This window comes from Azospirillum rugosum (assembly GCF_017876155.1).
Lineage (GTDB): Bacteria > Pseudomonadota > Alphaproteobacteria > Azospirillales > Azospirillaceae > Azospirillum > Azospirillum rugosum.
This window is the reverse complement of record NZ_JAGINP010000020.1, coordinates 1-13,590: the sequence shown is the minus strand read 5'-3', so window position 1 is coordinate 13,590 and position 13,590 is coordinate 1. Positions and strand designations below refer to the sequence as shown.

Below are 13,590 nucleotides of genomic sequence, written 5' to 3'. Positions count from 1 at the left end.
TACCGAATCACTGGTGGCGGAGCCCCTTGGGCCATTGCGCCTCTGGTGACGCCAACCACAAGCCCGGCGATCCTCGAAGTCATCCTGCCCCCACCGGGGCACGCCTGCGTCTGAAAGGGGCGGCGTGATGTCACGAAACAAAAGGCTACTTTCCAATCCCTCACACCATACGCATATCTTAATCGCAGTGTGATTTTCGGGAGGATGCGGGGAGGCTGCCGGGATGGCAAGAAAACCCAAGGCGGAAAAGGCGGACAAGCAGACGCTCCAACGCCAGATGCATGCCAACCGAAGCGCGCAGGGGTGGGAGGTCGTCCAGGTCCTTGTCCCGCCAGCGCTCGCAGAGGTCATGGAGCAGCGACGCGGCGACCTGCCCCGCTCGCAATGGCTGGCACTGGCCGCCGCTCGCAGCGTCGGTCTGGCACTGACGCCTGATCAGCTTGAGCGCAAGCGGGGACGCCCCGCCACATCCACCCGCCCGAAGCCCATCGCCTACACCCCGTTCGACCCGTCGCCTCCGGTCGTGCTCCCCGGGATCGGTTGGCGCATGCGCGAGCAGGGCGTCCTTGCCGACGGCGTGATGGCGGTTGGCGACCTGGGCAGCAACCGAACCGGGCTGCTTTGGCGCAAGTCCGGCAAATTCGGGAGCTACGATCCATACTTCGACGCCCGAAACTTTGGAATCTGGTCGCGCACTCACTGGTCCGTCCCAGCGCGCGCTGCCGAGCGCATCATCGAGCGCGCTCGCGCCAGCGCCGGCGGCGCCGTCATCGTCCCGCTCCATGTGCGTGACTGGAGCGGGATAACCATCCACATGCATCCCATGCGCAGCCGCACCGACCGTCCGCCAGCGGCCTGGGCCCCACGCATCGACCTCGAAGAGATCGAGCATGCATGCGCCGGCGACCGGCGGCGCTTGGCCGATTTCCTGGTGGCCAACGCCGGCCCGCTTGGGGGCTTGTCCTGGTTCCAGAACGCCGGCGGGGCTCAGCTCTTCGCGGCCGCGATCTCCGCCAACGAGTTCCAGGAAATCCGGGAAAAGCTGGAGGCTCGTGGCGTCCGTGTCGGCGAGGGTGAACCGGTCGGCCTGTCCAAGGAGCCGGTGACCGCCCAGTATGACGACATGGGGCTGTCGGTGCGAATCGTCCGAGACCGCGGTGACCGCCGGCACCTGCGCCTGTCACCCGCGGCAAACCACACCGATCGCTTTCCGGTGGAAATCACCCTTCCCGCCCCTCTTTGGCGCGACCAGGCCATCGCCCTGGCGGAAATGGGCGTAGCCATCACGGAGACCGACCGGCCCGGATCCCGCATACCCGAGGTCAACTGGTCCGCGATTCCGGGCTGGACCACTCCGGCAGCCAACGGCTATCTGCTGCGCGAATACCAACGCGACGCTATCCGGTTTTTCCTCGAGAGGCGGATGAGGGCCGTCTGCGGCGACGAAATGGGCCTGGGGAAGACCGGCGAAGCCATCGCCGCCGCCACGGCTGCCGGCTACCGCAAGAATCTGGTTGTTTGTCCGAAAAATGCTGTGGGCGTCTGGCGGAGGCAAATCACCGAGTGGGCCGCCCCAGGCACGAACCCGGAGGTCGTCGTCATCCACTCCTCGACCGACGTCCCTGCCCTCCCGGCCGGCGATGACCAAGTCGGTTGGATTCTTGTCACCTACGACACGATCACCCCGAGGAAAGAGGTCATCGCCATCCCCGAGCAATGGGGCGATCAGGTCAGCACGATGCTTCAGGAGTTCGGCGCAAGCCATCTAATCGATGAGGAAACACGCAAAATCACGCTCGATCCGGCCGATCCGGAGAGCCTGCAACCACTGATTGCGGTCCGCGAGAGGCTTCATCACCTCCCCGCAGAATTGAGCCGAATTCCCGCCGCGCTTGACCGCGTGATGGGGCCGGTTTCGCAGGCGATCAGCGCGTGGAACCCGCATCTCACGATCGTAGACGAGGCGCACAGGATCAAGAACAGGGCCGCGCGCCGCACCGGCGTTGTTCGCGAGCTGACAAGCGAGCCGACGCGTGGCGCCTTGCTCCTCACCGGCACGCCGCTGCGAAACAAAGCCGAGGAGGCGCTGGTGCTGGCCGAGGCCATCGTGCCGGTGGCCGAATTGCGCCGCGATTTTCACAGCATCGGGTCGTCGGCGGTGGACGCTGCCAAAGCCCTTCTGGGGGCGGTGATGATCAGGCGGACAAAGGATCAGGTTCTGACCGAGCTGCCGCCGAACATCCGCACCCGGGTCGACCTGGATCTGGAGAGCATCGCTGGCTACGCCGAGGCGATGGCTGCGGCGCAGGAGGCATTCGAGAAGGCGCTACAGGCCGGCCAAACGCTCGCCCAAGCCCGCATGGCGGCGCAGGGCAACTGGTCGCAAGCACGGAAGGCGTTGGGCGTCGCAAAGGCCGCTTCCGGTCAAATCACGGACTTGGTCGAGGAGGTCGTTGCGGAAAAAGGATGCTGTCTCCTGTGGGCTCACCACCGCGACGTGGTTGACGAGTTGGCCCGCCAGCTGCGCGACATCGGCCTGCGCGTGGCCACCGTGGACGGCCGCACCAGGCAGATGGACCGCGACGAGGCTGAGCGCGCGTTCCAAGCCGGTGAGATAGACGTGTTCCTCGGGGGTATCACCGCGGCCGGTGAAGCGCTTACGTTGACCAGGGCAGATACCTCGATCTTCGCGGAGGCCAGCGTCGTACCCGCTGAAATGTTGCAGGCTGAAGATCGCGGGCATCGGCTCGGTCAGACGGCAGCTGGCTACAACGTCATGACCTGTCTTGCGCTCGCCGGCGCGCCGATCGAGGTGGACGAGATCACATGGCGGATCGTGCAGCGCAAGGTCGGTGAGATCAACGCGGTGCTGGGTGAGCAACGCACCCTCGACCCTGAAGCCCAGGCGATGATCGACGGTGCGGACAGCGCCTCTGACGTGCTTGCGGCCCTGGCTTTGGCGACCTACCGGCAGAAGGGTGGTGAGACGTCGGCAGCCAAGAACGCCGGGAAGTCGAAGAACGGCTCCACCACCTAAACAAAGGTTCCAATCTATGGAAGCTGCGTCGTCACTCAAGATGTTGTGGTTGGCGCGATGGTGGGCTGTGGGGCCGATGTGAGGTGCGAGGATGAAAAGGATGACGTGTGACCAGATCCCATCGCTGTGGTTGCATCTTATACCGACGGCGGCTGAAGGCTTCCATTGAGGCTCCGCTGTTCCACCTGTCTGAGGATGGGCAGCAAAGTTCACCTGAAGCGGCACCTTGAGGCCGATGAACTGCATCGGCTGTACAAGGAAGCGAAGGATGCTACGGCACGGACGCACCTTCAGATCATCTGGCTGCTGACCAGCGGACGCTCGGCCCAGTTCGTCGCCGAGGTGACGGGGTACACGCCGCGCTGGGTCAGCGTCATCGTGGGACGCTATAACGAGGCCGGGGTTGCGGGGCTGGGCGACCAGCGCCAATTCAACCCCGGCGCCAGACCGCTGCTCGACGCAAGCCAACAGCGCCGCCTGAGGGATAGCCTGGGCGACCCGCCGCCCGATTACGGCTTGTGGACGGACCGCTCGGTCGCCCAGTGGATTACGGGCATGCTCGGCCGCCTGATCGCGCCCCGGCGCGGCACCGAGTACCTGCGCCGCCTCGGCTTCACCCGTCAGGTGCCGCGCCCCCATCATGCCGCAGCCGATCCGCTGGCCCAGGAGGTGTTCAAAGCGCGCTTCCGCCGTCGCGTGCAGGCGCTCCAGCAAGACGACCCCGCCACGCCACTGGAGGTGTGGGCGATGGACGAGCACCGCGTCGGGCTCAAGCCGGTGCTGCGTCGGGTCTGGGCGCCGCGCGGCTGCCGCCCAATCGCACGCGGGCATCACCGCTTCGAGTGGATGTACGTCTACGGCTTCGTGCGCCCGAGTAGCGGAGCGGTGGTGTGGTTCCTGGCCGACGGTGTCGGTGCCGCGCTGTTCAGCCGGATCCTCGCGGCGTTTGCCCGCGAGGTCGGAGCGGGAGCGGGCAAGCGCGTCCTGCTGGTGCTCGACGGGGCGGGCTGGCACGGCGCCGGCGAGGTGGAGATCCCCGCCGGCGTCACCCTGGAGTTTCTGCCCCGCTACTCACCCGAGTTGCAGCCGGCCGAGCGCTTGTGGCCACTGACCAACGAGGCGGTTGCCAACACCCACTTCGAGGATCTCGCGGCCGTCGATCAAGCCCTCGCCGACCGCTGCTGTGCGCTGGCCGATGATCCCGACCGCCTAAAGGCCGTCACTTGGTTCCATTGGTGGCCGCAATTCGCATGACATCCCATCAATGGAACCCTTCAGACGCCGTCCGTATTACACGTTATTTCCAGAATTTCCCGAGGTCGGTTCCGAGCGTGATCTGCTGATCGCATGGTGGCTACCGTGCCATTGGCATGGGAGCGGACATGCGAGCGAAGGCGGTAGAGTTGGTGGCCGACATCATAGACCGGATTGAGACCCGGCCTTCCCGAAGGCGCCGGGACTGTCTGAAATTTCATGTACGGGCCATCACTTCGGGACCGAAGGAGGCCCCGCATGGCACGACGCAAACACCCCAGCATTCCGGACGCGCTGCTTGATCAGTTGCTCGCCGGCGCCGATCCGAAGAGTGCCTTCGCCAAGGACGGCCTGCTCGATGAGCTGAAGAAGGCGCTCGCCGAGCCGGCGCTGAACGCCGAGATCGACCATCACCTGGAGAGCGGCGAGCCGGACGGGCGGTCCAACAGCCGCAACGGCTACGGGCGCAAGACGGTGCTCACCGACACCGGCAAGGTCGCCCTCGAGGTGCCGCGCGACCGGCTCGGCACCTTCGACCCGCAGCTCATCGCCAAGTACCAGCGCCGCTTCCCGGGCTTCGACGAGAAGATCATCTCGATGTACGCCCGCGGCATGAGCGTGCGCGAGATCCAGGGGCACCTGCGCGAGCTGTACGGCATCGAGGTCTCCCCCGACTTAGCGCCACCACCGCTCGTAACGCCACTCCAGCGGATCGCCGACTTGCCCTTTTTGCCCCAGACTCTTGGCCCAATCTACCAGCCGATCAATATCAGATTGGCTAAAGTCCTCTGCCCAGCCAGGACGCGCGATTACGAACTTCTGCAGCTTCATTGGTATTTCTGGCGCATTTTCACCCCAATAAATGAATTCTGATCCAATCAACACCCGATCCGTGAGGCCCGTATCCCGCTGAAGATTTCTATTGTTGGTACGCTCATCGAGGCTGTGACGGGAATCGGCCTGAATCCAACTACCCCTTCCATCAAGATGATAAATATTATCGCCGAAGCGCTGTTTGAGGCTGCCGTTCATAACCGGTTGTTTGCGCACAAACCGAGGATCACTCCAGTAAGTGTGAAACTGCGACTCCTCGGTGACACGCATCAGGAAGATGGCACGCCCCCGGTAATTTCGTTCGGCCGAGCCGGTACCGAGCACCCAATCACCAAGTTTGGCCTTCTTGCGGATTGCCGGTTTGCAGGTCGCCAAGGTGCAAACCCCGTGAAAGGGATTAGGGGCAAATCCATGATCCCAGCGAACAACGTACGAAAAGAGAGTCACGACCACTCCTAGCGCTTGTTATGGCGAGGCGTTTTCGGTTTTGGCCTTGGATTGCCATCTGGAGTCACCCAGGCTGTGCCGCCTTGGCACACCGACACGGCGAGTTCGACAGCGTTCAATCGAACGGTCGCATCCCCATGCCGGTGCAACGAAAGCGGCAATTTGCCGGCCTGTACGTCGGACGCCCAGACGCCGACAACACGTTTACCGAGTTTGTTGGCCAACTCGGCTACCTGCTCCGCAACTTTATCATTGGCACTCTCGGGGCAAATAAGGATGACCACGACGTCTGCCTCGCCCACGCACTGTTCGAACGCGTCAATGGACTCGTTCGCGCAGACAATGCTGCAGCCCCCAGCCCTGATAAGCCGCTTTAACTCTTCGACATCTGCTTCGCGCCCTGGAACAGGAAACACGTACACCTTCGTTACGGACTTGGTCACTTTTCCACAACCCCCGAAGGAATATTCAGCATGAATAATAACCGGTCCAGGGGACGGCGTCCACAGGGCACTTGCTTATGAGAGATTTTTATGTCAGAAAACACGCCATAATAGGTGAAACTCTATGGCAAACCACATGTATGGAACACATAGGAATGTGAGTTTCGCAACTGTTGAGAGCTTCAACGCGGCGCTGCGCGATGGCGTCACGGTGATGGTCCGGGGGCATGAAACGAAAGAACTGCGTAATCGAATCACCTCGATTGCACGCCCCCGCGAGCGCTGCATATTTCTACCCGGTCGCCACAACGACATCTTTGCCCAGGTTGCTGAGACATTCTGGGTCATCGGCGGACGCAACGATCTACCTTGGCTCACACACTACCTTCCTAGGGCGCCCGACTTTTCCGATGACCACGGATTGACATGGCATGGCGCGTACGGCCCACGATTGCGGACGTGGGCGGGTAAGGTGGACCAGTTAGATGAATGGCGTCGGCTCCTTATTGCCGATTCCAACACTCGAAGGGCAGTAGGCGTTCTGTTTGATCCGAACCGAGACTTTGTCTCAAACAGCAACGACATACCGTGCAACAACTGGTTAAACTGGCTACTTCGTGATGGCCAGCTGCATTTGAATATTGCCGTCAGAAGCAATGATGCTATGTGGGGATTTTCTGGTGTAAACGCTTTCGAGTGGAGCGTACTTCATGAGATGATGGCTTTCTGGGTCGGCTCTGACGTTGGAGAGGCTACCTTTTTCGCCACTTCCTATCATCTATATTCTCGCCATTACAATCGAGCTCGCAATATTGTCAACCGATTTTACGGAATGACTCCGTATGATTTCGGAATCGTTTCGCCGCGTTTCGCTACGCAATGGGCAGATTTTTCGGCGGCCATGGCCGAATGGTTCGAAATCGAAGAGCAACTACGCGCCAACCCTATCCCATTGCCCCGCGCAGGCCTGGTGGCCAGCGATCCATTTTTATCCAGTACTCTCCGATTATTGCGCTTGAAATGGGGTGCTAAAAAGTGGTCCGTTAAACAACTAGCTTCCGAACTCGCCAACCTTCCTGAAGATGACTTTGCCACCGCTGCATATGAGTTCTTCGGACGTGATCGGCCAGAGCTCCTGGCAAACATTACTCAACCCAAAATCGCCGCCTTTTTTTGCGCATGTCAAGCTGCCAAGGGGGGAAGCTCCGACACTGAATTGAAAGCTGCGATCAAACACTTGCATACGCGCAAGAACGCGATCTATGCCGGCGCGTGGAAACGCCGCGGTGAGCGTGTGAGCGTATTGCCCAACATTGCTCGCAAAGTGGACCGGTTGCAGGCGTTTGCAGACGAAGGAAAGACGTTAAAAGGTGAAACCGTCCTAGACACCGCCATTGACCTTTATGTTTATGCAGCCAAATACCGCCTCTTTTTGGCAGAGCTGTCGGAGGTGGAAATGTCCCCACTTGGACCGGATGCGCCCCAGCCACTCAGTGATCATGACAAGAACTTTGATGCTCTGGTGGACATTGCCGACTTTAGCGGTGATCCACAAGGTGATCTCCTCGTCCAAATTAGAACCATCACAAAGATGTTCGAGGATCTTTGGCAGGCGGTAGATGCTGCGGGAGCAGGTTTGGTCGACCGTCAACGCAGTGCTGCCGAACTTACCGCTGCAGCTGAGCAACTCGTCGGTCTTGTCGTTGCAGCCGATCCGCGTTGCACCAGCGACTTTCTCCGTAACGTACAAAATTCCTAAGCCGTCACTGTCACACCTCAGGATGCCCGATGGACCAGGTTGCTCTCTCTCAAATCATCGGTAGGTTAAAAGAAGAAGTAATGCGTCTGCCGCCATCTGCACGCGCAGCCATCATTGGGCGGACGTCAACTGCAGTTGACCTCGTCGGCGCCTTTATTGATCTGGGAATTCAACACCAATTGCTAGGCGTTTATGCAGAGAATGGAACTGCTGACCCAGACAGCCCTTATATCGATCCCCGTCCGCTTTCACAGCTAGCGAAGGACGCGCCTGACCTTATCCTAATCGCCTCCGATGAGGACAAAGAAAGGTTAATCGCGTCCGCATTACCCCACATTACTCCAAAATCAAAAATACTGATTGGTGGATTTCAGCATTTCCGTTTTCGCGACGAGCTTTTCGAGCGTGAGACGGGAAATACCTTTGCCCCATCTTTCGCCAATGGCTATCCTAACAGCCTAATTCACATTTATCAGTGCTTGAAGAGCGCTGCGCGTATGGACCTGAAAGGTTCCGTCGCGGAATTCGGCATGTTTAAAGGTGGTACAACAATGTTGATATCGCGCTTCATCGAGGCGCTTGGCTGCGATTGGAAAGTTTATGGGTTCGACACCTTCGACGGTTTTCCAGACCCGCGCAGCCCACTCGACATGTACGCCCACCCTGACTGCGTCTACCTTGACCTCGCCACTGTCCGGCGCTTCTTCGAAGGCCGCAACGTTGAAATCGTGCCGGGCGACCTAGTGGATACTGCACAGATACTATCCGAAGAGGATATTGTTCTTGCCTTTATTGACACAGACAATTACACTTCGGCCCATTGTATATTAGACGTGATCACTAACCGTGTGGTTGTCGGCGGCGCTATTGTATTTGATCATTTTACGGGGCGAGACCGTTTCCTCTATACCCTCGGAGAGAGGCTTGCGGCCAAGCGCCTTCTGGACGACTCTCGTTACTTCAACCTCCACGACACCGGCGTCTTTCTTCGGTTGAGGTAAGCCCATGCCCCGCATATTCACCCGTTCGGCCAAGCCCACGCCTAGGCACGGAATTTATGAGCTTTACTGGACCTTTGCTTCTCGACGGCAGGCGGCGTTTGAACGGCGGCTGAGCGGCGCTGCCTCGCCCTGGACTGATGACCCCATCCTCCAGACGTTTAAGTTCTGTAATGTCTATAGGGCCGCAGACCGCGTTTCACAGTATATGATTTCCGATGTTGCTTACGCAGCTGATGCTGGCGACATCGCTGATCGCCTCTTCCAGATAGTTGCTTTCCGCACTTTCAGCAATATTGCGACTTGGGAAGGCGTACGCAAAGAGTTGGGCCGCGCCCCACGCTTGACCGACCTCGCAACCGGTGCATTCGAGCGGGCGCTAGATAATGTAAAAATGCACAATGGCGGACTGTACACCGGGGCCTTCATTCTTTGTGCAAACAAAGCTTTCGGATTCGACGAGAAACATAAAAATCACACGGCACTTTTCAGATATATGTTTATCAATGAGCGCCTCGACCGCTCAATATCTGGCGCAAATTCCCTAGAACAGGTTGTACATTCTCTGCAAAGTTTTCCACTAATGGGGCCATTCATGGCCTATCAAACAGCAATAGATATTAATTATTCAGAGCTTATCAACTTTAGTGAGAACGATTACACACAAGCCGGCCCCGGAGCATTGCGTGGACTGAAGAAAGCCTTCAGTGATCTTGGCGATTACTCTCCGGCGGACGCTATCCTATGGATGACGGATCGCCAAGAGATAGAATTTGAAGCCTTGGGGCTACCATTCAATGGGCTCTTCGGTCGTCCATTGCATGCGATTGACTGCCAAGGGCTTTTCTGTGAACTCGACAAGTATTGTCGCGAGGCCGCTCCGGAGCTGATTAGCAACCGCAGCCGGATCAAGGCTAGATTTAGCCCATCTCGAAAATCTCTGCCTTTGTTCTTCCCACCAAAGTGGGCCCTGTCATTGCCCAACAACATTCTGTCGGTTCAGCAATCGCGCAGTTACCAGAAAAACAAACCTATCCAATATGATTTGTTCATGGATGATCACGACGAAACCCAAGTAGCGCGACAACAAAGCGATCTTCAGTAACATTGCGATGGTTGCGAGTGCGTTGCCGACCGGCCATTATCCGCATCGTTGTGCTTCCGGCGGGTACACTGGCGCCATGCTCACCCCGTCCACCGGCAATCCGCTCCCCGACGACGTGGCGGCGCTTCAAGCGTTGGTGGGCGACCTGTCGGCACAGTTGATCGTGCGGGACCGGGCGGTGACGGCACGCGACCGCATCATCGAGACGCTGAAGGGGCAACTGGCGGCTCTACGTCGGCGCATCTTCGGTCAGAGTTCGGAGAAGCTGGCCTGGGCAGCCGACCAGCTCGAACTGCAGATCGAGGACCTGGAGCAGCAACAGGCGGAACAGGCTGCCCTGACCGCCGGTCCGAAGCTGGCGACGCCGCCCGTTGCGCGCGTTCACCCGATCTGCAAGCCGCTGCCCGCCTATCTACCGCGCGAGACCAAAGAGTTGGCGCCGCCTTAGAGTGCCGATCAAAACCTCGCTTGGGCCAAGCTAAATCAATGGCTTGGGACTAGGAAACCGAGGTTTTGTCCCGCGCTCCGATGCCGCCTGCCCGGGCTGTGGCGGAGCGTTGCGGCGCCTCAGCGAGGACGTCTCGGAAGTGCCGGAGGTCGTGCCGGCCCGAATGCGCGTGCGCCGCTACGTCCGCCCGGTGATGGCCTACCGGTGCTGCGGCGACATCAGCCAGGCGCCACCAGCTCCCGTGCCATTGTCCAAAAGCAACGCTGGCGCCAGCCTGCTGGCCGATATCGTGCTGGCCAAGTACGACGACCACCTACCGGCCTACCGCCAGGCCGAGCGCTTTGCCCGCGAGGGCCTGGATCTGCCACGCTCGACGCTCACCGACTGACTCGGCCGCACCGCGGCGCTGCTGGCGCCGTTGGCCGAGCGCATCGCCGCCCACGCGTTCGCCGCGAGCAAGCTGCACGCCGACGATACGCCCCGTACCCGTGCTCGCTCCGGGCACCGGGAAGGCGCGCACGGGACGGCTGTGGGTCTATGTGCGCGACGACCGCGCCTGCGCCGACCTCACACCCACGGCGGTGCTCTACCGCTACACACCCGACCGCAAGGGCGAGCATCCGCAGCGTCAACTGACCAGCTGGACGGGGGCGCTGCAGGCCGATAGCTACGCGACGAAAATTCTTCGACGTCCACCAAGCCCAAGGGACCGGCGGCCAAGGAGATACTGGAGCGCACCGGCCGGCTGAACGCGGTGGAAGAGCGCGTGCGTGGCCAACCGGCGGCCCGGCGCGCCGCGGCGCGTCAGGCCGAGGCGGCGCCGGAGATTGCCGCGTTGCGCTCGCACCTGGAGCAGGTGCTCGGCCGGGTTTCGGGCAAATTTGCCTTGGCCTCGGCAATCCGCTATGCACTGTCCCGCTGGCCGGCATTGACGCGCTATCTCGCCGATGACCGGCTGGAGATCGATAACAACATTGCCGAGCGCGCCAATGCGCGCCGTGGTTGTGGGCCGGAAGAATTGGTTGTTCGCTGGCCCAGACGGCGGCGGCGAGGCCGCGGCGGTCTTCTAAACGCTCCTCGAGACCGCCAAGAGCAACGGCCATAACCCGCGTCTCTGGCTGACCCGCGCCCTGGAGACCATCGGCCGCGATCGCGACCTCACCGACTACAATGCCCTCTTGCCCTGGAGCATGCCGCTGGAGCCCAATCTTCCCTGAAGGGGAATGCCATGACCACCAGCGAATTGCCTCCGCATGTGCAGGAAAAGCTATTCCAGATCGTTAGGTTGCTGGCCCGTGTCGCCGCACAGGAAACGATCCAACAGGCCAAAGCCATCGAGCCTGATCCGCCAAAGCCAAAATCCAGCGAAAGGAAATTACTCAAGAACAACCGCCCCGCGTAGCTTCAGGGGTGTTTCCCGGCCGCTTACGCCATGCGCACCATCGTGGCGCTGCTCCCCGGAAGGCGGAGCGAGTTTCCCGATGAGGTCCGGGTCGGTCCCCAGGCGCGGCGCCCGGATGGGGCCTGCGCCTCCGCGGCGGATCCCGGCGACCTTCTGCGCAACGTCGCCGAGGCAAGGCGGACTCGCGCCGTTCGCGCGCTGCGCCCCTCCAGCGCTGGCGGCGCACTCGACGGCGTGCTCGGCATGCTGCTCGACACTCCCAACGGCGGCCCCGCGCTGGAAACGCTCCGAGCCGACGAGGACGGGTTCGCGCGGACGGAGGCCCCGCCGCTCGCCCCTGCTAGCGGGCGCTCCGCCCCGACCGGTCGGAGCCGCCGACCGCCTCCCCGAAGCCTCCCCGAACGGCGCGAGCGCGAGCACTTCGAAGCCATCGTCGGCGAGATGCGCGACAGAATCCGCAAGCTGAACTTTCGCGATTCCTGCACCGCCTCCCAGCTCGTCGCCGCTTGCTCCTTTCCGTTGGCGCTCACCATCGTCGGCGCTAGAAATGGCTGGTATCCGCCCGGCTGCGTTGCCTCGGTGGCCGAGTCGGTCCTCAGCACCCTGCTGCGCCACCGCTGGCTGGACACTCCTGCACACTCCGGTCTTGTCGACCATGTCCGCACGCGCTACGCCGCCGCTCGCCCCAGTGCCGATGTCTTCGACCACGCGGTGAGCGACGGCACCCTCTGGTTCCGGCTCTTCGCCGCCCTCGACCGCGCCTTGGCCTATCCGGGCAACCGGCGCTGCCTGCTGCGCAAAGCTAAACTAGTCCGCGACACCATCGCCCGGACCGTTCACTACGACGGCGCCTCCGCCGAGTACCTCGCCGCTCTAGGCCGTGTTGGCAAAGGTCAGAGCCATAGAAGGATCGCTGCGATGGTGATCATGGCGAGATAGTTGGCGGCGCGCTTCTCATACCGGGTGGCGATCCGGCGGAACTGTTTCAACCGATTGATCAGGCGCTCGACGCGATTGCGTTCCCGATAGGCGTCGCGGTCGAACGTCGGGTCGGGCCGTTCATTGCTCTTGGTCGGGATCACCGGCGTGATGCTCCGTCGTCGCAGGGCGGAGCGGATGACGCCGCTGCTGTAAGCCTTGTCGGCGGCCAGCCGGTCGGGCTTGAGGCGCGGTCGCCCGCGGCCCACCCGCTTGATCCAGCCGGTCCCCATCAGCGTGGCGAACGCCTTGCTGTCGTGGACTTCGCCACCGGTCAAAGTGAAGGTTACCGGCTTACCTTGGCCCTCGGCGCGGATGTGGATCTTGGTCGAGAAACCGCCGCGCGAGCGGCCCAGCGCCTCGCCGTCGATCCCCCTTTTTCGCCGCTGGCCTTCCGGGCGCCAGCCGCGTGCTGATGAGCGCGAACGATGGTGCTGTCCACGAAATGCAGGCTCCAGTCCACCCGACCCTGGCGGTCGGCGCGGGCCTGCAGGGCTTCCAGGATGCGCTGCCAGAGTCCGGCGCGGCGCCAGCGGTAGAACCGGCTCGCCACTGTGCCGAACGCTCCATAACGCTCCGGCAAATCCCGCCATGGCGCTCCGCTGCGGGCGATCCACAGCATGCCGTTGATCATCCGCCGGTGAGAGTGGTTCGGGCGGCCTGTGCGCGGCTTTTCAGGAGGAAGCAGCGGCTCCAGCCGCTCCCATTGAGCATCGGTCAGTTCATAGCGTCCCATTCAGTACAAATGGGGAACGCTTCTTCAACCCGCCACCCCTTTGCCAACGCACCCTAGTACTACAGCCGGACTTTATCGGCTTGGGTACGGCGCGCCCAGTGGGAGCGTCGCGCCCGCTGCTGATGGCGTCTTCGCCAGAGTGACCAGGC

Annotated in this window: 9 protein-coding genes and 3 pseudogenes; 9 read left to right on the top strand and 3 right to left on the bottom strand. The window is 61.5% G+C overall.

Translation table 11 applies throughout. From position 1 onward, the window contains the following. The first annotated feature begins 223 nt into the window (after window positions 1–223). The 3 genes and pseudogenes from J2851_RS24275 to J2851_RS24265 form a co-directional block, all read left to right on the top strand. Window positions 224–3,037 (top strand): SNF2-related protein, encoded by a 2,814-nt coding sequence (locus tag J2851_RS24275; protein WP_209769494.1) that lies wholly within the window; start codon window positions 224–226, stop codon window positions 3,035–3,037. A gap of 195 nt (window positions 3,038–3,232) precedes the next feature. Beyond that, entirely contained in the window at window positions 3,233–4,291 is a 1,059-nt protein-coding gene (locus tag J2851_RS24270; protein ID WP_209769493.1) for an IS630 family transposase, read from the top strand. 258 nt (window positions 4,292–4,549) lie between these two features. Continuing rightward, window positions 4,550–4,969 (top strand): annotated as a pseudogene (locus tag J2851_RS24265) (transposase); the annotation flags it as partial. Here the strand turns inward: J2851_RS24265 and J2851_RS36755 are convergent. Together J2851_RS36755 and J2851_RS24255 are read right to left on the bottom strand one after the other, a co-directional pair. After that, complete coding sequence (locus J2851_RS36755; protein WP_209769492.1) at window positions 4,967–5,572, bottom strand: Nmad2 family putative nucleotide modification protein; 606 nt, start codon at window positions 5,570–5,572, stop codon at window positions 4,967–4,969. The pseudogene J2851_RS24265 and the gene J2851_RS36755 sit on opposite strands and share 3 nt — an antisense overlap. An 8-nt stretch (window positions 5,573–5,580) precedes the next feature. Further along, window positions 5,581–6,015 (bottom strand): hypothetical protein, encoded by a 435-nt coding sequence (locus J2851_RS24255; RefSeq protein ID WP_209769491.1) that lies wholly within the window; start codon window positions 6,013–6,015, stop codon window positions 5,581–5,583. A gap of 124 nt (window positions 6,016–6,139) precedes the next feature. On the opposite strand from J2851_RS24255, the gene J2851_RS24250 reads away from it, so the two are divergent. From J2851_RS24250 to J2851_RS24225, 6 genes and pseudogenes are all read left to right on the top strand, one after another. After that, a complete protein-coding gene (locus J2851_RS24250; RefSeq protein ID WP_209769490.1) occupies window positions 6,140–7,774 on the top strand; it encodes a thymidylate synthase in 1,635 nt (544 codons plus the stop codon). Window positions 7,775–7,803: 29 nt separating this feature from the next. Next, window positions 7,804–8,775, top strand: a complete 972-nt coding sequence (locus J2851_RS24245) for a TylF/MycF/NovP-related O-methyltransferase (RefSeq protein ID WP_209769488.1) — start codon at window positions 7,804–7,806, stop codon at window positions 8,773–8,775. 4 nt (window positions 8,776–8,779) lie between these two features. After that, entirely contained in the window at window positions 8,780–9,877 is a 1,098-nt protein-coding gene (locus J2851_RS24240) for a nucleotide kinase domain-containing protein (protein WP_209769487.1), read from the top strand. Window positions 9,878–9,953: 76 nt separating this feature from the next. Further along, a pseudogene (gene tnpC, locus J2851_RS36385) lies at window positions 9,954–11,542 on the top strand (IS66 family transposase). Between the two features lie 11 nt (window positions 11,543–11,553). Continuing rightward, window positions 11,554–11,727, top strand: a complete 174-nt coding sequence (locus tag J2851_RS24230; protein WP_209769486.1) for a hypothetical protein — start codon at window positions 11,554–11,556, stop codon at window positions 11,725–11,727. A gap of 30 nt (window positions 11,728–11,757) precedes the next feature. Continuing rightward, window positions 11,758–12,666 (top strand): hypothetical protein, encoded by a 909-nt coding sequence (locus tag J2851_RS24225; RefSeq protein ID WP_209769485.1) that lies wholly within the window; start codon window positions 11,758–11,760, stop codon window positions 12,664–12,666. On the opposite strand, the pseudogene J2851_RS24220 reads toward J2851_RS24225, so the two are convergent. Further along, a pseudogene (locus J2851_RS24220) lies at window positions 12,621–13,441 on the bottom strand (IS5 family transposase). The gene J2851_RS24225 and the pseudogene J2851_RS24220 sit on opposite strands and share 46 nt — an antisense overlap. Window positions 13,442–13,590 lie beyond the last annotated feature (149 nt).